Annotated in this window: 18 protein-coding genes; 12 read left to right on the forward strand and 6 right to left on the reverse strand. The window is 69.8% G+C overall.

The features are described 5' to 3' along the window. Positions 1 to 47: 47 nt before the first annotated feature. Positions 48 to 1,835 carry a glyoxylate carboligase gene (gcl, locus tag ACFVYL_RS23065; protein ID WP_389719251.1) on the forward strand — a complete coding sequence of 596 codons (1,788 nt, stop codon included), beginning with the start codon at positions 48 to 50 and terminating at the stop codon, positions 1,833 to 1,835. Between the two features lie 102 nt (positions 1,836 to 1,937). Then, complete coding sequence (locus ACFVYL_RS23070) at positions 1,938 to 3,194, forward strand: Shedu immune nuclease family protein (RefSeq protein ID WP_389719066.1); 1,257 nt, start codon at positions 1,938 to 1,940, stop codon at positions 3,192 to 3,194. 316 nt (positions 3,195 to 3,510) lie between these two features. Here ACFVYL_RS23070 and ACFVYL_RS23075 read toward each other — a convergent pair whose 3' ends face one another. From ACFVYL_RS23075 to ACFVYL_RS23085, 3 genes are all read right to left on the reverse strand, one after another. After that, positions 3,511 to 4,968, reverse strand: coding sequence for a catalase (locus ACFVYL_RS23075; RefSeq protein ID WP_389719067.1), 1,458 nt, complete (start codon positions 4,966 to 4,968; stop codon positions 3,511 to 3,513). 221 nt (positions 4,969 to 5,189) lie between these two features. Continuing rightward, on the reverse strand, positions 5,190 to 6,080 hold the full coding sequence (locus tag ACFVYL_RS23080) for a 2-hydroxy-3-oxopropionate reductase (RefSeq protein ID WP_389719068.1): 891 nt from the start codon (positions 6,078 to 6,080) through the stop codon (positions 5,190 to 5,192). A gap of 53 nt (positions 6,081 to 6,133) precedes the next feature. Further along, a complete protein-coding gene (locus ACFVYL_RS23085) occupies positions 6,134 to 6,973 on the reverse strand; it encodes a TIM barrel protein (protein ID WP_389719069.1) in 840 nt (279 codons plus the stop codon). Between the two features lie 126 nt (positions 6,974 to 7,099). Between ACFVYL_RS23085 and ACFVYL_RS23090 the strand changes: the two genes are divergently transcribed. The 8 genes from ACFVYL_RS23090 (at position 7,100) to ACFVYL_RS23125 (ending at position 14,516) form a co-directional block, all read left to right on the forward strand. Next, entirely contained in the window at positions 7,100 to 7,378 is a 279-nt protein-coding gene (locus tag ACFVYL_RS23090) for a hypothetical protein (RefSeq protein WP_389719070.1), read from the forward strand. Continuing rightward, on the forward strand, positions 7,375 to 7,752 hold the full coding sequence (locus tag ACFVYL_RS23095; RefSeq protein ID WP_389719071.1) for a helix-turn-helix domain-containing protein: 378 nt from the start codon (positions 7,375 to 7,377) through the stop codon (positions 7,750 to 7,752). The genes ACFVYL_RS23090 and ACFVYL_RS23095 overlap by 4 nt, the downstream gene beginning before the upstream one ends. A 190-nt stretch (positions 7,753 to 7,942) precedes the next feature. Next, a complete protein-coding gene (gene uraD, locus ACFVYL_RS23100) occupies positions 7,943 to 8,455 on the forward strand; it encodes a 2-oxo-4-hydroxy-4-carboxy-5-ureidoimidazoline decarboxylase (RefSeq protein ID WP_389719072.1) in 513 nt (170 codons plus the stop codon). After that, the gene (gene uraH, locus ACFVYL_RS23105) at positions 8,452 to 8,859 is read left to right on the forward strand and encodes a hydroxyisourate hydrolase (protein WP_389719074.1); all 408 of its coding nucleotides are present in this window, start codon (positions 8,452 to 8,454) and stop codon (positions 8,857 to 8,859) included. The genes uraD and uraH overlap by 4 nt, the downstream gene beginning before the upstream one ends. A gap of 5 nt (positions 8,860 to 8,864) precedes the next feature. After that, complete coding sequence (pucL, locus tag ACFVYL_RS23110; protein ID WP_306337172.1) at positions 8,865 to 9,797, forward strand: factor-independent urate hydroxylase; 933 nt, start codon at positions 8,865 to 8,867, stop codon at positions 9,795 to 9,797. A 68-nt stretch (positions 9,798 to 9,865) separates the two neighbouring features. Continuing rightward, on the forward strand, positions 9,866 to 11,299 hold the full coding sequence (locus tag ACFVYL_RS23115) for a nucleobase:cation symporter-2 family protein (protein WP_389719075.1): 1,434 nt from the start codon (positions 9,866 to 9,868) through the stop codon (positions 11,297 to 11,299). Between the two features lie 74 nt (positions 11,300 to 11,373). Next, positions 11,374 to 12,774: an 8-oxoguanine deaminase gene (locus ACFVYL_RS23120; protein WP_389719077.1), complete on the forward strand. Its 1,401-nt coding sequence runs from the start codon at positions 11,374 to 11,376 to the stop codon at positions 12,772 to 12,774. A 380-nt stretch (positions 12,775 to 13,154) separates the two neighbouring features. Then, the gene (locus ACFVYL_RS23125) at positions 13,155 to 14,516 is read left to right on the forward strand and encodes a nucleobase:cation symporter-2 family protein (protein ID WP_389719252.1); all 1,362 of its coding nucleotides are present in this window, start codon (positions 13,155 to 13,157) and stop codon (positions 14,514 to 14,516) included. Between the two features lie 102 nt (positions 14,517 to 14,618). Here the strand turns inward: ACFVYL_RS23125 and ACFVYL_RS23130 are convergent, their stop codons facing one another. Continuing rightward, positions 14,619 to 15,545, reverse strand: a complete 927-nt coding sequence (locus tag ACFVYL_RS23130) for a hypothetical protein (RefSeq protein ID WP_389719078.1) — start codon at positions 15,543 to 15,545, stop codon at positions 14,619 to 14,621. Between the two features lie 547 nt (positions 15,546 to 16,092). Here ACFVYL_RS23130 and ACFVYL_RS23135 point away from each other — a divergent pair. Further along, positions 16,093 to 17,574, forward strand: a complete 1,482-nt coding sequence (locus ACFVYL_RS23135; RefSeq protein WP_389719080.1) for an MFS transporter — start codon at positions 16,093 to 16,095, stop codon at positions 17,572 to 17,574. 51 nt (positions 17,575 to 17,625) lie between these two features. On the opposite strand, the gene ACFVYL_RS23140 is transcribed toward ACFVYL_RS23135, so the two are convergent. Further along, a complete protein-coding gene (locus tag ACFVYL_RS23140) occupies positions 17,626 to 18,024 on the reverse strand; it encodes a VOC family protein (protein ID WP_389719082.1) in 399 nt (132 codons plus the stop codon). A gap of 124 nt (positions 18,025 to 18,148) precedes the next feature. On the opposite strand from ACFVYL_RS23140, the gene ACFVYL_RS23145 reads away from it, so the two are divergent. Beyond that, a complete protein-coding gene (locus tag ACFVYL_RS23145) occupies positions 18,149 to 19,165 on the forward strand; it encodes a helix-turn-helix transcriptional regulator (protein WP_389719083.1) in 1,017 nt (338 codons plus the stop codon). A gap of 36 nt (positions 19,166 to 19,201) precedes the next feature. Here ACFVYL_RS23145 and ACFVYL_RS23150 read toward each other — a convergent pair whose 3' ends face one another. After that, complete coding sequence (locus ACFVYL_RS23150; protein WP_389719084.1) at positions 19,202 to 20,167, reverse strand: hypothetical protein; 966 nt, start codon at positions 20,165 to 20,167, stop codon at positions 19,202 to 19,204. Positions 20,168 to 20,176: the final 9 nt, after the last annotated feature.

The following is a 20,176-nucleotide window of genomic DNA, read 5'->3' on the forward strand; positions in this document are numbered from 1 at the left end:
ATCCGGCAGCCGAAGAGCTGTCGAAGCTGTCGAAGCAGGAGAACCCCATGGCTCGTATGACCGCTGCCCGCGCGGCAGTTGAGATCCTCAAGCGCGAAGGCGTCGTCAACGCGTTCGGTGTGCCGGGCGCCGCGATCAACCCCTTCTACAAGGCGCTCAAGGAGGGCGGTGGCATCGACCACACCCTCGCCCGCCACGTCGAGGGCGCCTCGCACATGGCCGAGGGCTACACCCGGGCCAACCCGGGCAACATCGGTGTCTGCATCGGTACGTCAGGACCGGCCGGCACCGACATGATCACCGGTCTGTACTCCGCGATCGGCGACTCGATCCCGATCCTCTGCATCACCGGCCAGGCGCCGACGCACCTCCTGCACAAGGAGGACTTCCAGGCCGTCGACATCGCGACGATCGCCAAGTCGGTCACGAAGATGGCCGTCACGGTCCTGGAGGCCGCGCAGGTCCCCGGCGTCTTCCAGCAGGCGTTCCACCTGATGCGCTCCGGCCGTCCGGGACCGGTCCTCATCGACCTGCCCATCGACGTCCAGCAGACCGAGATCGAGTTCGACCCGGAGACGTACGAGCCGCTGCCGGTCTACAAGCCGGCCGCGACCCGCGCGCAGATCGAGAAGGCGATCACCTTCCTGGTCGAGTCCGAGCGTCCGCTGATCGTCGCGGGCGGCGGCATCATCAACGCCGACGCGTCCGACCTCCTGGTCGAGTTCGCCGAGCTCACCAACACCCCTGTCGTGCCGACCCTGATGGGCTGGGGCACCATCCCCGACGACCACGACCTGAACGCGGGCATGGTCGGCCAGCAGACCGGCCACCGGTACGGCAACGCGACGTTCCTGGAGTCGGACTTCGTCCTCGGCATCGGCAACCGCTGGGCCAACCGTCACACCGGCTACGCGCTGGACGTGTACACCGAGGGCCGCACGTTCGTCCACGTCGACATCGAGCCGACCCAGATCGGCAAGATCTTCGCGCCGGACTACGGGATCGCCTCCGACGCCAAGATCGCCCTCGAACTCTTCGTCGAGGTCGCCAAGGAGCTGAAGGCGGCCGGCAAGCTGCCCGACCGCTCCGCGTGGGTCGCCTCGCACCTGGAGCGCAAGGAGACCCTCCAGCGCCGCACGCACTTCGACGACATCCCCATGAAGCCGCAGCGCGTCTACGAGGAGATGAACAAGGCGTTCGGCAGGGACACGCGCTACGTCACGACGATCGGCCTCTCGCAGATCGCCGGCGCGCAGATGCTGCACGTCTACAAGCCGCGCCACTGGATCAACTGCGGCCAGGCGGGCCCGCTCGGCTGGACCATCCCGGCCGCGCTCGGCGTCGCGAAGGCCGACCCGGACACGCAGGTCGTCGCCCTCTCCGGTGACTACGACTTCCAGTTCATGATCGAGGAGCTGGCGGTCGGTGCGCAGCACCGCATCCCGTACGTCCACGTCCTGGTGAACAACGCCTACCTGGGCCTGATCCGGCAGGCGCAGATCGGTCTGGACATCAACTTCCAGGTCAACCTGGAGTTCGAGAACCAGAACAGCCCCGAGCTCGGCGTCTACGGCGTCGACCACGTCAAGGTCGCCGAGGGCCTGGGCTGCAAGGCGATCCGCGTGACCGACCCGGCGGAGCTCGGCACGGCCTTCGAGCAGGCCAGGAAGCTCGCGCAGGAGCACCGGGTGCCGGTCGTCGTTGAGGCGATCCTGGAGCGCATCACGAACATCTCCATGAGCCCCACGGCCGACATCAGCGCGGTCAAGGAGTTCGAGGAGATCGCCACGGAGCCGGGCCACGCGCCCACGGCGATCCGCCCGCTGAAGGTCTGACACGCGGCTCCCCACTGACAGGGGCGGTCCACCCGTGGGGGGTGGGCCGCCCCTTCGGCGTACCCCGGGGCGTTGTCAGTGCCGGGCGGCACACTGGCCGGCATGCAACCAAGAGCCGACGCGGCGCTGGAGAAGCAGGTACAGATCGCCGCGGAGGCGGCAGCGGACGCGGGCACGGGCGTGTGCCTGGCGGCCGTGGCGGGGCACCTGCGCTCGGACCCGAGGGGGAACATCCGGGGCGGCAAGAAGCTCCTCGGGCTGCTCGAGAAGGCCCGGAGCAAGGCGGCCGCGGCCGGCGAGTGGCAGGTCGTACGCCTTGTACAGGACGCCCTGGACTACGCCGAAGGGCGCATCCTCAAGCCGGAGCTGGACGACCGTCTGCGGCTGTTCCGGGACGGCGAGCGCCGCTCCGGCAACGGGGGCATCGGGGGCGTCGTCGCGGCGGGTTACGCCCAGGCGGCGGACGCCTGCGAGAGCTACCTCGCCACGCATCCGCAGGCGTCGGCGCGGGAGTTGTCGGACCGGCTGCGGGGCCTGGAGCGGGACGCCCGGTTCCTGGAGGCACCGGCAGACCGCCCGGGGCGCTACGTCGTCCCGCGCGGCAGCGCGGAGCTGGCGCTCTGGCTGGAGCGCATCCTGCGCGACGGCCGCATCGACGTCGAGGACCCCGCCGAGGCGGCCCGGCGGATCACCACCTCACCGGAGGCGTTGGCGCTGCTCGCCGCCGATGACGAGGGGCAACTCGTGCTGCAAGCCGCCGAGTTGCGGCGCCGCTCGGCCGGACTGGAGGAGTTGCGACAGGTCGTCGAGGACCCCGGCGCGTCCGAGCACGACCTGCAGCGTGCGCTCCACGGCCAGCCCTGGATCTTCGGAGGCCGCTATGTCGCCGAGTTCGCCCAGCGCCGCCTCGTGCCCGGCGACGAGCTGGACATCCCGCTGCTCCGCGGCGACGGCTCCCTGCACGTCGTGGAGCTGAAGCGCGCGACGGGCCTGAAGGGCGCGTTGGTGAAGAAGCACCGGGGGGCCTGGGTGCCGACGGCCCAGGTGCACGACGCCGTGGGCCAAGCGGTCAACTACCTGGTGGGCCTCGACGAGAACCGTGACCGCATCCGCGAGGAGTTCGGCATCGAGACGCGCAGGGCGAGCGCCCTGGTCCTGATCGGCCACCCCGACGTGCAGTCCGACGTGCCGGAGAAGGAGATCAACGAGGCGCTGCGGACGTTCAATTCACATGTCAGCCGCGTCGAGGTCCTCACCTACAAGGAGCTCGTCGACAATGCCCGCCTTTCCCTCGCGGGTCCCGCGGACACGGAAGAGCGCCGAGTACGGGACCGTCCGTACTCGGCGCTCTGGCCATGAGGTCTTGAGTTGTGACCGCCCGACCGCGCGCGACTGGCGGAACATGCATACGCGCTGCCGGGCGGAGTCTGTGGGGCCCCAAGGGGCCGTCGGCTGGACCGCGGCGGCTGCGACGGACCGGGGGTTTCCCTCCCTCAGGTCGAGAAGGAAGCCGTCGGACCTTGACCACCGCACTGGCTCGCAGAGCCGCCGCGGACCGTGCCTGCCCGCGTGCGTCACGTACCACCCCTCATCCGGGTCCGTGACGACGGTGCGGGCTCAGCGCCGGTGAGTCGACCTCCCGTCAACTCACCGGCGCAGCCTGGGAGTTACTCGCTCAGTCCTCGCGCAGGGCGCGGACGGCCTCCTCGACGCGCTTGCCGTAGTCGGCGTCGGCGGCATGGAAGTGGGCGAGGTTCTTCTCGATGACGTCGTCGCGGGAGACCTGGGACAGGCCACCGGCGATGTTCGCCACCAGACGGGACTTCTCGTCCTCGGACATCAGGCGGTAGAGCTCGCCCGCCTGGAAGAAGTCGTCGTCCTTGGTGTGGGTCGCGGCCGCGTGCGTGCCGGTGTAGCCGGCGAGGGCGAGCGGCGCCGACAGCGGCTGGCCGGTCTCGACCGGGCCGTCGTACGAGTTGGGCTCGTAGTTCTTGCGGTCGCGGCCGTAGGCGTTGGACGCCATCAGGCCGTCGCGGCCGTAGTTGTCGGCCTTGGTCGCCTTGGGGGCGTTCACGGCGAGCTGGGTGTGGTTGACGCCCAGGCGGTAGCGGTGCGCGTCCGCGTAGGCGAACAGGCGGCCCTGGAGCATCTTGTCGGGGGAGGGACCGATGCCCGGAACGAAGTTGTTCGGGGAGAAGGCGGCCTGCTCCACCTCCGCGAACACGTTGTCGGGGTTGCGGTCCAGGACCAGACGGCCCACGCGCTGGAGCGGGTAGTCCTTGTGCGGCCACACCTTGGTGAGGTCGAACGGGTTGAAGCGGTAGTCCGCCGCCTCGGCCGCCGGCATGATCTGCACGTGCAGCGTCCAGGACGGGTTCACGCCCCGCTCGATGGCCTGGAGCAGGTCCGTCTGGTGCGAGTTGGCGTCCTTGCCCGCGATCTCGGCGGCCTGGTCGGCGGAGAGGCTGCGGACGCCCTGGTTCGTCTTGAAGTGGTACTTGACGAAGAAGGCCTCGCCCTTGGCGTTCGTCCACTGGTAGGTGTGCGAGCCGTAGCCGTTCATGTGACGGTACGAGGCGGGGATGCCGCGGTCGCCCATCAGCCAGGTCACCTGGTGCGTGGCCTCGGGGGCGTGCGCCCAGAAGTCCCAGACGTTGTCCGGCTCCTGCTTGCCCGTGAAGGGGTCGCGCTTCTGGGAGTGGATGAAGTCGGGGAACTTCAGCGGGTCCTTGATGAAGAAGACAGGCGTGTTGTTGCCGACGAGGTCGTAGTTGCCCTCTTCGGTGTAGAACTTCAGCGCGAAGCCGCGCGGGTCACGGACGGCGTCCGCGCCGCCGAGGCTGTCGGCCACGGTCGAGAAGCGCAGGAAGACCTCGGTGCGCTTGCCGATCTCGCCGAGGAAGTCGGCGTGGGTGAAGCCGGTGACGTCGTCGGTCACCTCGAAGTAGCCGTACGCGCCGGAGCCCCGGGCGTGCACGACGCGCTCCGGGATGCGCTCACGGTTGAAGCGGGCCAGCTTTTCCAGGAGGTGCTGGTCCTGGAGGAGGATCGGGCCACCGACGCCGGCGGTGGCGGAGTTCTGATTGTCGGCGACGGGGGCGCCGGACTCGGTCGTGAGCACACGCTTCGACATGGTGGCGAGGTTGACCTTCCGTACGGAACTGCTTCAACTGCTGACGGTGCTCGGGAGCGTATGGACCCCTGAGCAGCCACGTCAACAGTTTGTTGAAGTTTTTGGGTGGGCCTTGTTCACGGCATGGGGTACGGCAAAGGGTTCCGGACCGCGGCGACGCCTGGGCGCGACAGGACAGGTGTCAGCGCCACCGCGGCCCGGAAGTTCAGGGGGAGCTCCGACTAGAGCTCGGCGCCCGAGAGGCGCTCGACGGAGCGCAGCAGGGCGGAGTGGTCCAGGCCGCCGTCACCCTGCGTGCGCAGCGAGGCGACGAGCTGGGCGACGACCGCGCCGACCGGCAGGGCGGCACCGACGTTGCGGGCGGCGTCGGTGACGATGCCCATGTCCTTGTGGTGCAGGTCGATCCGGAAACCGGGCTTGAAGTCGCGGTTCAGGAAGTTGTCCTTCTTGCGGGTGAGGACGGTCGAGCCCGCGAGACCGCCGTTCAGGACGTCGAGCGCGGCCTTCAGGTCCACGCCGGACTTCTCCAGGAAGACCACGGCCTCGGCGCACGCCTGGATGTTGACGGCGACGATGAGCTGGTTGGCGGCCTTGACGGTCTGGCCCGAGCCGTGCGGACCGCACAGCACGATGGTCTTGCCGAGGGCGTCGAGGAGCGGCTTGGCCTCGTCGAAGTCGGCCTGCTCGCCGCCGACCATGATGGAGAGCACGGCCTCGATGGCACCGGCCTCGCCGCCGGACACCGGGGCGTCCAGGACGCGCAGGCCCTTCTCCTTGGCGGCCTTGGCCAGGTCCACGGAGGTCTGCGGGGTGATCGACGACATGTCGACGATCAGCGCACCCGGCTTCGCGTTCTCCAGGATGCCGTCGGCACCGTACGCGATGGCCTCGACCTGCGGGGACGCGGGCACCATCGTGACGACCACGTCGGCGTCCTTGACGGCCTCGGCGATGGACTTGGCGGCGGTGCCGCCCGCCGCGGCAAGGCGGTCCAGCTTGTCCTGCTCAAGGGTGAAGCCGGTGACGGAGTAACCCGCCTTGATCAGGTTCTCGGACATGGGGGAGCCCATGATGCCGAGGCCGATCCACGCGATCTTGGGAAGGTTGCTCATGAGGGTGTCTCTCCTACTGCTCTCAAGCGTGTCGTACGTCGATGAGTGGCCGCTCAGCGTGCGGCGCGGGCCTCGGCGGGCAGCCAGTCGAAGGCCTCGGCGCTCGGGGCGTCGCCCGGCTTGTACTCCAGGCCGACCCACCCCTCGTAACCCGCCTTCCTGAGCTGGTCGAGGAGACCCTCAAGGGGGAGCGAGCCGGTGCCGGGGGCGCCGCGGCCGGGGTTGTCGGCGATCTGTACGTGCCCCGTCTTGGCCGCGTACTGCTCGATGACCGAGGGCAGGTCCTCGCCGTTCATGGACAGGTGGTACAGGTCCATGAGGAACTTGGCGTTGCCGAGGCCGGTGGCCGCGTTCACCTTGTCCACGATCTCGATCGCCTTGGGCGCGCTCACGATCGGGCACTTGGGCGACTCGGGGGCGTTCAGCGCCTCGATCAGCAGGATCGCGCCGACGCGGTCGGCCTCGCGGGCCGCGAGCGCCAGGTTCTCCAGGGCGAGTTCGTCCTGGACGGCCGGGTCCACGCCGTCGACGCGGTTGCCGTACAGCGCGTTGAGCGCCGTGCACCCGAGGGACTTGGCGAAGTCCGCGGCCACCGCGAGGTTGGCGCGGAACTTCTCGCTCTCCTCGCCGGGGATCGACAGGGCGCCGCGGTCCGGGCCCGGCAGCTGCCCGGCGTAGAAGTTCAGACCCACGAGGCGGACGCCCGCGTCCTCGATCGCCTTCTTCAGGGCGTCGAGCTCGGACTGCTCGGGGGTGGGGGCGTCGACCCAGGGCCACCACAGCTCGACCGCGCCGAAGCCGGCCTTCGCGGCGGCCGCGGGGCGCTCCAGGAGCGGGAGCTCGGTGAAGAGGATCGACAGGTTCACATTGAAGCGCTGGTCGGAGTATCCCATGGGGCTTCCGCGCTCCTTCCGTATTGCGGAAGTTCATTTCTGCTTGATGGAAGACTGCCTGTGGTCTGCGGAAGCTGTCAAGAGGGGGCTGCCGAAAAATCGAGCCGCGGCATTAGGTTGTGGAGCGTGCGATTGAGAGTGGAGTTCACGACCGAACCCTTCGATCTCGACGAGGCCCCCGCGCATGCGCTGGTGGCCCGCGAGGTCATTCAGGGGGCCCTGCTGGACGCCGTGGACGTAGGTCCGTTCGGCAATACGGCCGAGGGCGACGTCGACGCGGTGCTGACCGCGGTCGACGCGATGCTGCGCCGGTCCCTCGGGGCGGGCGCCACCCGCGTCTCGCTCCAGGTCAACGTGATCGGCGAGCCGGGAGAGCCGGCGGACCCGGGGGAGGCGGATAAGTGACCGGTTTCGGGGACGACCCCTTCGTCACCGCGGTGAAGCCGCTGGTGGACGCCATGGGTGGCGAGATGGTGCCGCCCGACGAGGCGGGGATCGACGACGTGGTCCTGGCCTGGGAGGGCGAGGACGTGGTGGCCGTGCGGCTGCCGCAGCTCGCCGACTCCCTGGATCACATCCTGCTCGCCCTGGAGCGCAAGCAGGGGCGGCCGCTCTCCGAGCTCGACCGCAAGGCGAAACAGGAGGTCGTACGCATCCTGGAGGCGCGCGGCGCGTTCGCCGTCCGGCATGGCGTGGAGACGGTGGCGGGCGCCCTGGGCGTCTCGCGTTTCACCGTGTACAACTACCTGAACAGGGAAAATGCCGCGAAGGGCGACTGACCGCCCCCGCCCCCGCCCCCAGCTGCCCCGCTGCCCCCTCCCGCGAGTCACTCTGTGCAGCCGAGCCGTCACCCGTATTGCCGGGTGGCGGCTTCTTTGTTCAAGTTATTTCAACAAAGTGTTGACGCTGCGTTGTTGAAGGTCTTAGCTGTTCCGCAGCCCGTCCAGCACAAGGCCACGGAGGCTCCCCGTGACTTCGAGTAAGACGCCGGGTCTCACCCGGTTCAACGCCTTGGAGGAGACCGCGGCCACCGCCGCGCTCCACGAGGCCTGCGCCTCCTCGGCCTGGGGAAGCAAGCTGCTCTCCCAGCGCCCCTACGACACCGTCGAAGCCCTCTTCGCCGCGAGCGACGCCGCCATGGCCGAGCTCACCGCGGACGATCTGGCCGAGGCGATGGCGGGGCACCCGCCGATCGGGCGCCCGAAGCCCGGGGACCCGACCTCGTCCCGCGAGCAGCGGGGCATGGCAGGTGCCTCCGAGGAGCTCAAGACCGAAATGCTCGAACTGAACCTGGCTTACCAGGACAAGTTCGGTCATGTCTTCCTGATCTGCGCCACCGGCCGCACCGGTGAGCAGATGCGGGACGCGGTCAAGGAGCGGATCGGCAACTCGCCCGAACAGGAGCGGGAGATCGTCCGCTCCGAGCTGGGCAAGATCAACCGCATCCGCCTGACCCGCCTCCTGGAAGAGGAAGCCGCATGAGCACGGAAACGACCGCCTCGGTGTCCACGCACATCCTGGACACCAGCGTCGGACGACCCGCCGAGGGCATCGCCATCTCGCTGTGCGCCCGCAGCGGCCCGGCCGCCGAGTGGCAGGCGCTCGGCGGCAGCGCGACCGACGCGGACGGGCGTTGCAAGGACCTCCCGGCGCTGCCGGAAGGTGTCACACACGTACGTCTCGACTTCGAGACCGAGGCGTACTTCCTGACCAAGAACAACCAGCAAGCCGAGGCGCAGCAGGACGCCCCCGCGAATCGGGACAGCGGTGCGACCGGAGCGTTCTTCCCGGAGGTGGCGATCACGTTCGCCGTCACGCCGGGCGAGCACTACCACGTACCGCTGCTGCTCAACCCGTTCGGCTACTCCGTTTACCGAGGGAGCTAGCAGACATGCCCACCATTCTGGGACAGAACCAGTACGGCAAGGCTGAGAACCGGGTCGTAAAGATCACGCGGGACGGCGACACCCATCACATCAAGGACCTGAACGTCTCCGTCGCCCTCTCCGGCGACCTGGACGACGTCCACTACAACGGCTCGAACGCCAACTGCCTGCCGACGGACACGACGAAGAACACCTGCTTCGCGTTCGCCAAGGAATACGGCATCGAGTCCGCCGAGCAGTACGGCATCCACCTCGCCCGGCACTTCGTGGACAGCCAGCCCTCGATCCACCGCGCGCGCATCCGCATCGAGGAGTACAGCTGGGAGCGCATCGGCGGCTCCGACAGCAACTCCAAGTTCATAGGCGCCGACGAGGTCAAGCACTCCTTCGTCCGCAAGGGCCAGGAGACGCGGCTCGCCCAGATCACCTACGACGGCGAGAACTTCGAGGTCCTCTCGGGTCTGAAGGACCTGACCGTGATGAACTCCACGAACTCCGAGTTCTGGGGCTACATCAAGGACAAGTACACGACGCTCCAGGAAGACTACGACCGCATCCTCGCCACCTCCCTGTCCACCTGGTGGCGGCACAACTGGACCAACGACGAGCAGCGCATGCCGAGTTGGGAGCGGAGTTACGAGCAGGCGAAGAAGCACATCCTGCACGCCTTCGTGGAGACCTACTCGCTGTCGCTCCAGCAGACGCTGTACCAGATGGGTTCGCGGGTCATCAACAACCGCAGCGAGATCGACGAGATCCGCTTCTCCGCGCCCAACAAGCACCACTTCCGTCAGGACCTCTCGCCCTTCGGCCTCGACAACGCCGCCAAGGACGGAGCCGTCTACTACGCCGCCGACCGCCCGTACGGCCTCATCGAGGCCACGATCCTGCGGGACGGCGTCGAGCCGAAGATCCCGGTCGACATGACCAACCTCTGACGCGGGATGCGTGCCCCCGCTCCACCCGCAGTGGGCGGGGGCGCGCCACACCGGAGGGAACATCCGCAATGGCACAGCCTGCACAGGGGCCGGCAGCAGCCGAAGGCCCGTGTTCCACCCCATCGGACATAGCTGACAGGGACATAGCTGACAGGGCGTCAACTGCCGACTGTCACCCGGTGGACGAGAAGCTCCACCCCTCGCGGCTCGTCCCCGCCGCGCTCCAGCACATCGCCGCCATGTACGCGGGTGTGGTCACCCCTCCGCTCATCATCGGCCAGGCCTGCGGCCTGGACACCGTCGCCCAGACCCGGCTCATCGCCGCCGGGCTCCTCATCGCCGGTCTCGCCACCATCCTGCAGACCCTCGGCGTCAAGGGCTTCGTCGGCAACCGCCTGCCGTTCGTGAACGCCGCCTCCTCGGCCGGCATCGCGCCCATCCTCGCCATCGCCGAGACCAACGCCAAGGGCGACCAACTCCCCGCGATCTACGGCGCGGTGATGGTCGCGGGCGTCTTCTGCCTCGCGGTCGGCCCCTTCTTCGGCAGGCTGCTCCGCTTCTTCCCGCCGCTGGTCACCGGCGTCGTCATCACCCTCATCGGCGTCACGCTGATGCCCGTGCCCGTGAAATGGGCGCAGGGCGGCGACGAGACCGACCCGGCCTTCGGCAACATGAAGTACCTGGCGCTCGCCGCCTTCACGCTCGTCGTGATCCTGCTCTTCCAGCGCTTCGGCCGCGGCTTTTTCAAGCAAGTCGCCCTGCTCGCGGGCCTGTTCATCGGCACGCTCGCCGCGATCCCGTTCGGCATGGCCGACTTCACATCGGTGCAGACGGCCCCGCTCGCCGCCCTGCCCACGCCGTTCGCCTCCGGCGCCCCCGTCTTCCAGCCCGCCGCGATCCTCTCGCTCTGCATCGTGATGCTGGTCCTGATGACCGAGTCCGCGGCCGGCATGCTCGCCCTCGGCGAGATCTGCGAGCGCAAGACCGACGGGAGGACCATCACCCGCGGCCTGCGCACCGACGGCATCGCGACCCTGGTCGGACCCGTCTTCGGCGGCTTCCCGACCTCGGCCTTCGCGCAGAACGTCGGCGTGGTCTCGCTGACCCGGGTCCGCAGCCGCTACGTCGTCGCCGTCGCCGGTGGCGCGCTCATCGTCCTCGGCGTCTTCCCGGTGCTCGGCGCGGTCGTCAACGTGGTCCCCATGCCGGTACTCGGCGGCGCGGGCATCGTCCTCTTCGGCTCCATCGCGGTCAGCGGCATCCGTACGCTCTCCGAGGCGGGCCTGGACGACAGCTCCAACATCATCCTGGTGGCCGTGGCGCTCGGCGCGGGCATCATTCCGCTCGCCGCCCCCACCTTCTACGCGGAGTTCCCCGCCTGGGCGCAGACCGTGCTCGGCTCCGGCATCAGCGCCGGCGCCCTGGTCGCCGTCTCGCTCAACCTGTTCTTCAACCATCTCGGCACCCGTGGCTCCACCGCCGCGGCACTCAAATCTTCCTAGGGTCATGCCGTGCCCTCCCCCAAGCTCTTCATGAGCAGGGGGGACCCCAGCCACTCACCGGAAAAGGAAGCACCATGGCAACCTCGGCAAACCCTGCAGGCGCCGTAGAGCGCATCGTCATCGAGAACGCCGCCATCGCCACGGTCGACGCCCACGACACCGAGTACGCCTCGGGGTACGTGGTGGTCGCCGGGAACAAGATCGAGTCGATCGGCGCGGGCAAGGCCCCCGAGGGCCTGGCGAACGTCGTACGCCGTATCGACGCCACCGGCCACCTCGTCACCCCCGGCCTGGTCAACACCCACCACCACTTCTACCAGTGGATCACCCGGGGCCTGGCCACCGACCACAACCTGTTCAACTGGCTGGTGGCGCTCTACCCGACGTGGGCGCGCATCGACGAGCAGATGACGTACGCGGCCGCGCAGGGCTCCCTCGGCATGATGGCCCGCGGCGGTGTCACCACCGCCATGGACCACCACTACGTGTTCCCGCAGGGCTCCGGCGACCTCTCCGGCTCGATCATCCGCGCCGCCTCCGAGATGGGCGTCCGCTTCACCCTGGCCCGCGGCTCCATGGACCGCAGCGAGAAGGACGGCGGCCTGCCGCCGGACTTCGCCGTCGAGACCCTGGAGGGCGCGCTCGCCGCGACCGAGGAGACCGTCAAGAAGCACCACGACGCCTCCTTCGACGCGATGACGCAGGTCGCCGTCGCGCCCTGCTCGCCCTTCTCCGTGTCGACCGAACTCATGAAGCAGGGCGCCGAGTTGGCCCGCCGCCTCGGAGTGCGCCTGCACACCCACGGCAGCGAGACGGTCGAGGAGGAGAAGTTCTGCCACGAGCTCTTCGGCATGGGCCCGACCGACTACTTCGAGTCCACCGGCTGGCTCGGTGAGGACGTGTGGATGGCGCACTGCGTCCACATGAACGACTCCGACATCGCCGCGTTCGCCCGTACCGGTACGGGAGTCGCGCACTGCCCGTCCTCCAACGCCCGCCTCGCGGCCGGCATCGCCCGCGTCCCCGACATGCTCAGGGCGGGCGTCCCCGTCGGCCTCGGCGTCGACGGCACCGCGTCCAACGAGTCCGGCGAGCTGCACACCGAGCTGCGCAACGCCCTCCTCATCAACCGCCTCGGCGCCCACAAGGAAGCCGCCCTGAACGCCCGTCAGGCCCTGCGCCTGGGCACGTACGGCGGCGCGCAGGTCCTGGGCCGCGGCGCGCAGATCGGCTCCCTGGAGGCCGGCAAGCTCGCCGACCTGGTGCTCTGGAAGATCGACGGCATCGGACACGCGTCCATCGCCGACCCGGTGACCGCCATCGTCTTCGGCGCGGCGGCCCCGGTCACGCTCTCCCTCGTCAACGGCAGGCCGGTCGTCGAGAACGGCCGCCTGCTGCACGCCGACGAGGACGCCATCGCCCGCTCCACGCGGGACCAGGCGCAGCGTCTCGCGCGGATCGCCGCCGGGAGCTGAACCCAAGAATTCCGGTCAGGGGGGACGGCCCTTGACCGGACTTGAGCAGCCGAGCGGGCTGCTCAAGTGCCGCCCCGGAACGCGGCCCAAAGCTTCGCGTTCCCGGGGCGGTCAGTAATACCTGGGCGCATTTCCACAACCGCATACCGAGCAAGTCCTTGCACCACGCACCACCTCCCAGAAGCGAAAAGTGCCGGCGGCCCAGCCGGTACTGGAAAACAACCGGAGGAGCCACAGTGGCCACTCAGCCCAGGTTCACCAAGCAAGGCAACACCCCAGGCACCGGCCCAGGTGCCGCCCCCGGCCCGGACACCGACGACGGGTCCATACGCACCGACGGGGCCGTACACCCCGTCGACGAGAAGCTCCCCGCCCTCAAGATGGCCACCACCGGCCTCCAGCACGTGGCCGCCATGTACGCGGGCGTCGTCGCCCCGCCGCTCATCGTCGGCGCGGCGATCGGCCTCTCGGCCAAGGACCTCACGTTCCTCACGGGCGCCTGCCTCTTCACCGCGGGTCTCGCGACCTTCCTGCAGACCCTCGGCTTCTGGAAGATCGGTGCCCGGCTGCCCTTCGTCAACGGCGTCACCTTCGCCGGTGTCGCCCCCATGCTCGCGGTCGTCGAATCGACCGACAACAAGGACGACGCGCTGCCGCTCATCTTCGGCGCGGTGATCGTCGCGGGCGTGCTCGGCTTCATCGCCGCCCCGTTCTTCTCGAAGATGATCCGCTTCTTCCCGCCCGTGGTGACCGGCACGGTCATCACCCTCATCGGCATCTCGCTGATGCCGGTGGCCTTCGGCTGGGCGCAGGGGCCCGTCCCCGGCGCCGACGACTACGGCTCGATGAAGAACCTGGGCCTGGCGGGCATCACGCTCGTCATCGTCCTGCTGCTGCGCCGCTTCACCACCGGCTTCCTGAAGCAGATCGCCGTCCTGCTCGGCCTCGTCGTCGGCACGCTCGTCGCGATCCCGTTCGGCGTCACGGACTTCGGCCCGGTCGGCGACGCGGACGTCGTGGGCTTCCCGACGCCCTTCCACTTCGGCGCGCCGCAGTTCGCCGCCGCCGCGATCGTCTCCCTCTGCGTCGTCATGGTCGTCTCGATGACCGAGTCCACCGCGGACATGCTGGCGCTCGGCGAGATCGTGGAACGCCCCGCCGACGAGAAGACCATCGCCGCCGGCCTGCGCGCCGACACCCTCGGCTCGGCGCTCAGCCCGCTCTTCAACGGCTTCATGTGCAGCGCCTTCGCGCAGAACATCGGCCTGGTCGCGATGACGAAGATCCGCAGCCGGTACGTGGTCGCCGCCGGCGGCGGCTTCCTCGTCCTGATGGGCCTCTGTCCGATGGCCGCCTCGCTGATCGCGGTCGTGCCGCGTCCGGTGCTCGGCGGCGCGGGCGTGGTGCTCTTCGGCTCGGTCGCGGCGAGCGGCATCCAGACGCTGGTCAAGGCGGACCTGGAGCGCGACAACAACGTGCTGATCGTGGCCGTCTCGCTGGCCGTCGGCCTGATCCCGATCGCGGCGCCGGAGTTCTACCACGCCTTCCCGGAGACGGCGAAGATCATCCTGGATTCGGGCATCTCGACGGGCTGCGTGGCCGCCGTGCTCCTGAACCTGGTCTTCAACCACATCGGCAGGGGCCGCGACGAGGACGACGTGACGGCTCCGATGGAGCCGGGCGGGGAGATCGCCAAGACGCGCGTGCCGGGGCAGGGGCAGGGGCAGGCGGTGGCGCACTGAGGTACCGGCTGCCTGCCGCGGTCACGGCTCACCGGCTCACGTACACCGTTCCCTCGCGCGGTCAGGTCCCGCGCGAGGCAACGGCCTGTCACCCGACGGCTCTCAGCCGTCGACGTCCATCGCGTCCGGGTCGCCGCCCTTGACGACCTTGATGACCTTGCCGCTCGCGTCGCACAGCTCCGCGCGGACGACGTAATTCGCCTGGATGCCCTTCCAGAAGATGACTTCCTGCTGCTGGGCGAAGGACGTGGTGCCCAGCGTGTCCACCAGGTCGATGCCGCCGGGCGCGTGGATCACGTAGCGCCAGCCGCTGCCGTCCGGCTGCCGCGCCCAGTCGGGCACGTACCCGCCGGGGGAGCGGGTGGTGCTGACGAAACCCGTCCTCTGCAGGAGCTTCTGATAGTGCCGCAGGCTGGCCGGCAGCTTCTCGTTCCAGGGCTTGAACCCCTTGCCGATTATCTGGTCCGGCGTCCTGCCGTCCCAGCGGTACAGGGGCTCGGTGTCCTTGCGGTAGCGCAGCGGCGGTACGTCGCGGCCCTGCTTCCTGTCCTCGCGCATCGACTTCACCTTGCCGGGGTCGATGCCGTAGGTGCTGTCCCCGAAGCCCGCCGCGGGCTGGGGAGTCGGCGTGGTGGAACGAGGGTGCTTGTCGCGCTCGGCCATGAAATCGGGGAAGTCGTACTCGCCCGCCTCCGAGTCGGTGCCGCCGTCCGAGAGCTCCTCGGCGTCGGAGAAGTCCAGCCTGTCGATGTCCATCGCCATCGGGTCCTGGCCCGGCGCGCGCTGCACCGTGGGCTGCCCGTCCTGCTGATGGCCGCAACCGGCGCCGTGCCGGTGCCGCTCCTGCTCCTGCTCGCCGGAGCCCTGCCCGCCGTTCTGGCGGAGCATCTGCACCACGGCGGCGTTCCCGGCCGCTCCCTGCAGGGCGCGCAGCCGCTGGAGCGGGTCTTCGGTTCCGGTTGTGGGTCTGCGGGCCGTGTTTCGCGTCTTCCCGGCGGCGTTCGTACGGGTGTGGTCGTGTTCGCGCAACGGGACTCCTCGATCTACAGAGCCACCAAGTCTCCCTGACAGGAGGCGGGTCCGACCAGAGACCGAAGGGCAGCGTCGCATGGCTGAACGGGCAGGTGCCGGAAGCGGGCGGTCGGTGCGGGGGTGCCCGGGGGGTCTTCCGTTTCCGGGGCGCGCCGGAGTAGGTCCGTGCCGCCGCCGACCGTACGGCGGAAGTTACTTCATAATCCGTTGTACGAAGGGCCCCGAGATGTCATACCGTGGTCAAGCTGCTGCGCCGGAGGTCTCGGCCGGAGCGGCCGGAGTTCTTGTTCCTGCTGTGTCGATCTTGAGGTGACGTCCTATTAACCAGGCCATGTAGTCGTCCGCGTTCCCCACGTGCTGTTGTGTCGCACGTGTCCGGGGGCGGACGTCGCGCTGGCCTGAGTTGCGTCACCCCCCCCCGCAGTTTTCTGTCTTCTTCTCTGTCCCGGGTGCAGCTCTGCCGTCTGCCCCGGGTTTCGCGTTTTCCCGCCCCGGTGCGGCTGTCGGCAGGGCTCCCCGATTCCTTGGATCAGGAGTTCCCGTCGTGTCTTCCGCCGCGCTCGGCAACGAGCCACAGCACACCCCCCAGCCCCCGGACCACCCAGCACCCCACCACCCGAAAATGGCATTGGCGGCCCGGATCGCCCTCCTGGTGCTGCTGGTCGCCGAGCTCATGGACATCCTCGACCAGTCCGTCGTCCTGACCGCCCTGCCCGCGATCCAGGAATCGACCGGCGCGGGACCGGCCGCCGTGCAGTGGCTGACCACCGGCTATTCCCTGCCCGTCGCCGTCGGCCTGATCACCGGCGGACGCCTCGGCGACCTCTACGGCCGACGCAGGATGCTCCTCAGCGGCACCGTCGTGTTCACCACGGCGTCGCTGCTGTGCGGCCTCGCCACCGGCCCCGGCGTACTGATCGGCGCCCGCATGCTCCAGGGCGTGGGAGTGGCCCTGATGATTCCGCAGGTCCTGGCCACCCTCCACGTCACCTTCGAGGGGCAGAACCGCAGCAAGGCGTTCGGCCTGTACGGGGCGGTCCTCTCCCTCGCCAACGTGCTGGGCCCGGTCCTTGGCGGGCTGCTCACCGAGGCCGATCTGTTCGGGCTGTCCTGGCGGCCGATCTTCCTGATCAACGTGCCCGTCGGCCTCGCCGTGCTCCTCCTGGGGCGCCGGTTCGTCCCCGAATCGACCGTCCAGAAGGCCGACCGGCTCGACCTGACCGGCATGCTGCTGTCCGCACTGGCCATCGTCCTGATCCTCGTCCCGCTCACCGAGGGGCACCTCCACCACTGGCCGCTGTGGTGCTTCGTCATGCTCGCCACCGGCCTGCTCGCGCTCGGTGTCTTCCTGCGCCACCAGCAGTGCAAGCAGGACAACGCACCCCTCGTGCCCCTGCCCCTCTTCCGGAGCCGGCAGTTCTCCGGCGGCACGGCCGCGCAGCTGACGCACGGCCTGCTGTGCGGGCTGTTCTTCATGACCTGGACCCTCTACCTCCAGCGCGGCCTGGGCATGAGCCCTTTCCACGCGGCCATCGCCTTCGTCCTGCTCTCCTTCGGAGAACTGGCCGGCGCGACGATCGCGGCGAAGAGCGCCGGACGCTTCGCCCGCCGCCTTCCCCAGGCCGGAGCCCTCATCGCGCTCGCCGCGATGGCCGCCTACGGACTCCAGGCCGACGCGGGTCAGGCGGACCTGACCCTGCTGGCGATGACCCCTCCGGTAGTACTGATCGGGTTCGGCCTCGGCATGGTCAGCGGCCCGCTCGCCGACATGTCGCTGGCCGGGGTCCCGCACGAGAACGCCGGTTCCGCCTCGGGTCTGTTCAACACCGCCATGCACCTGGGCATCGCGCTGGGCACCGCGCTGACCGCCCTGGTCTTCTTCGCCACCACCGGCGGATCACCCGGCGCCGGACTCAACCGCGAGGCGTTCACCACCGTGCTGTGGTGGGTCGGCGGCCTCCTCGCCCTGCTGTGGGCCCTGATGTTCTGCCTGCCCGAGCGGGCGCACAGCCCGGCCGATCGCTGATCCACTCCGTGGCGCGCCCCGGCGGCCCGCCCGACGATGAGCAGCCGGTGCTCACCGGGCGAACTTCGCGACGGCCGCCGGGGTCACCGGGGTGAAGAAGTTGACGAGGTTGCCGTCGGGGTCGCGGAAGAGCAGGGAGCGGTTGCCCCAGGGCATCGTGGTGGGGGGCGCGACGAAGTCGGTGACCAGGGCGGTCAGGTTCTCGTGGACGCGGTCGACGTCGTCGACGAGGAACTCGATGATCACGCTGTGGTTGTCCGCGGGGCGGGCCGAGCCGGGGGCGAACAGCGGGACGGTGCGGGTGCCGGCGATCGCGAGGGCCGCGGTGGGGGTGCTGAGCTCAGCGAAGTCCTCGGTGGCCCAGGCGGCCGAGAGCCCGGTGGCCTTCTCGTAGAACGCGACGAGGCGCGCGACGTCGTGCGTGATGATGCGGATCGAGACGAAGTTCATGGTGTTCTCCCAGGTCAAGAGGGTGGTCGCAAACGGCGGCCGCCGCGCCGCGATGTCGTGGCACTCCGCAGGCTAGGACAAATAGAGGACAGAATCGGTCCGGTATTGGCGCTAGGCTCCGACCATGTCTCGACCTACCGGGCGTGTGCTGACCCTCTTGGAGCTGCTGCAGTCGGGCGGCATCCGGACGGTCGCGGAACTCGCCGAGAAACTGGGCGTCGACGGGCGGACCGTGCGGCGGTACGTGGACCATCTGGTCGACCTCGACGTGCCGGTCGAAGCGGTGCGCGGCCGCTACGGCGGGTACCGGCTCGCCCCCGGGTACCGTCTGCCGCCGCTCATGCTCAGCGACGAGGAGGCGCTCGCCGCGCTGCTCGGCCTGGTCGCCGGGCGCAGGGCGGGGCTGATGACGGCGGCGGACACGGCGAGCGAGACGGCGGCGGCCAAGATCCGCAGGGTGCTGCCCGAGCGCCTCGCGCACCGGCTCGACGCGGTCCTGGACTCCCTCGCCTTCACGGCGCCGCCCGGCGAGTCCGCGACCCCGGACGCAGAGGTCCTGCTCACCGTCGCCGACGCGGCACGCCACCGGCGCCCGGTCTCGATCAGATACGTCGACCGGGAGGGCCGCCGCAGCGAACGCCCCTTGCACGTGTACGGGATCGTCGCCCACGCGGGCCGCTGGTACGTCACGGGCGCGGTCCCCGGCACCGGCGAGGACCGCACCGGCACCGGCGAGGACCGGACCTTCCGGCTCGACCGCATCGAGGGCGTGCGGAACCTGCCCGGCTCGTTCGAGGTGCCGGACGGAGTAGATCCGGCCGAGCGCGTCCTGGCGGGGCTCGCCACAGCCCCGTACCGGTACGAGGTGACCTTGCGGATCCAGGGCACGGCCGAGCAGATCCGCGCCCGACTCCCGGCCTCCGTCGCGACTTTGGAGGAGCTCGGCCCCGAATCCGAGGCGGGCACGGACCCGGCGGCCGAGCCCTGGCTGCGCGTCGAGGTGCGGGCCGAGCGGCTCGACTGGCTGCCGCCGGTGCTCGCCTCCCTCGACCGGCCCTTCGTCATCGAGCGACCCGATGAACTCCGGGACCTGGTGGGCGAGTTCGCGGACCGTATTGCTTCCTGGGCCCGCCGGACCTGATGCGAGAAGGTCTGATGCGAGAAGGCGGGCCGGCGGTCAGCGGGACGTGCCGCCGCGCGGCAGCCGCACCGTCGTGACGACCCCTCCCGCGTTCTCGTCGTCCGTGCCGAGCAGCAGCGACTTCGTCTCCGGCACGTACTCCATCGCCTCGATCTTGTGGCCCTTGAACTTCCGTAGTACGTCGGGGGACTTGGCGACCGAGAGGCGCACCGCGCCGGAGCGGCTCACCGACAGGCTGCCCGCGTCGTTCACGGCCGAGTCGAAGGGCCCGTCGTCCCCGGCGTCCGAGGCCGAGCTGATGAGGAGGCGGCCGGAGCCCGTGACCGTGATGTCCGAGGCGTGCCGGACGTCGCCCGACGGGTAGGGGGCGCGGAAGCGGGCCGTCGTGACCCGGCCGAACTCCGCCTCGCCGTACTTGTTGAAGGAGAACGGCGCCGCGTGCAGCGTCGCCGGACGGTCCCTGCCCGCGCCCCGGTCGGCCCAGACCGCCGCCATCCTGCCGTGCCGCGAGGTCAGCGCGAAGCTCTCGTAGTCGTCGCCCTCGGCGATCGCGGGGAGCGGGGAGGTGTCCAGTACCTCGGCTTCGGAGCCCTTCACCTTCAGGTGGTAGACGAGGCCGCGGCTGGCCAGCGCCACGTACTCGTCGGAGGTGCCCGGCACCGCCTCGATCGCCTCCAGGTCTATGGGTTCGGCGCCGCCCGCCCAGGTGAGCGGCTCGACGGTGGCGGAGCGGCCGGGGCGGTAGGTGAGGTCGGCGACGCGGTTCTGGCCGGGCTTCTTGTTGTCGCGTACGACGACGGCGTGCGTCGCGCCGTCGGAGCGGCCGGTCAGCGCGGAGCCGCTGATGCCCGAGGTGATGTCGTCACCGGCCCGCTGCCAGCCGCCGTCCGATGCGGAGGCGGGGGCGGTGGCGGGGGCGGTGGCGCCCGATGCGGCGCCTGTGACGGCGAGCGCGGCGACGGAGACGGCTGCGGTGGTCAGCACGGTCGTACGGAAGAACATGGAGCTCTC

The sequence above is a fragment of the Streptomyces sp. NPDC058308 genome (genome assembly GCF_042880275.1).
In the GTDB taxonomy this organism is placed as follows: domain Bacteria; phylum Actinomycetota; class Actinomycetes; order Streptomycetales; family Streptomycetaceae; genus Streptomyces.

Coding starts and splice junctions, on each gene's coding strand:
- gcl (WP_389719251.1), top strand. CDS start 48: ATGGCTCGTATGACCGCTGCCCGCGCGGCAGTTGAGATCCTCAAGCGC.
- ACFVYL_RS23070 (WP_389719066.1), top strand. CDS start 1,938: ATGCAACCAAGAGCCGACGCGGCGCTGGAGAAGCAGGTACAGATCGCC.
- ACFVYL_RS23075 (WP_389719067.1), bottom strand. CDS start 4,968: ATGTCGAAGCGTGTGCTCACGACCGAGTCCGGCGCCCCCGTCGCCGAC.
- ACFVYL_RS23080 (WP_389719068.1), bottom strand. CDS start 6,080: ATGAGCAACCTTCCCAAGATCGCGTGGATCGGCCTCGGCATCATGGGC.
- ACFVYL_RS23085 (WP_389719069.1), bottom strand. CDS start 6,973: ATGGGATACTCCGACCAGCGCTTCAATGTGAACCTGTCGATCCTCTTC.
- uraH (WP_389719074.1), top strand. CDS start 8,452: ATGAGCACGGAAACGACCGCCTCGGTGTCCACGCACATCCTGGACACC.
- pucL (WP_306337172.1), top strand. CDS start 8,865: ATGCCCACCATTCTGGGACAGAACCAGTACGGCAAGGCTGAGAACCGG.
- ACFVYL_RS23115 (WP_389719075.1), top strand. CDS start 9,866: ATGGCACAGCCTGCACAGGGGCCGGCAGCAGCCGAAGGCCCGTGTTCC.
- ACFVYL_RS23120 (WP_389719077.1), top strand. CDS start 11,374: ATGGCAACCTCGGCAAACCCTGCAGGCGCCGTAGAGCGCATCGTCATC.
- ACFVYL_RS23125 (WP_389719252.1), top strand. CDS start 13,155: ATGGCCACCACCGGCCTCCAGCACGTGGCCGCCATGTACGCGGGCGTC.
- ACFVYL_RS23140 (WP_389719082.1), bottom strand. CDS start 18,024: ATGAACTTCGTCTCGATCCGCATCATCACGCACGACGTCGCGCGCCTC.
- ACFVYL_RS23145 (WP_389719083.1), top strand. CDS start 18,149: ATGTCTCGACCTACCGGGCGTGTGCTGACCCTCTTGGAGCTGCTGCAG.
- ACFVYL_RS23150 (WP_389719084.1), bottom strand. CDS start 20,167: ATGTTCTTCCGTACGACCGTGCTGACCACCGCAGCCGTCTCCGTCGCC.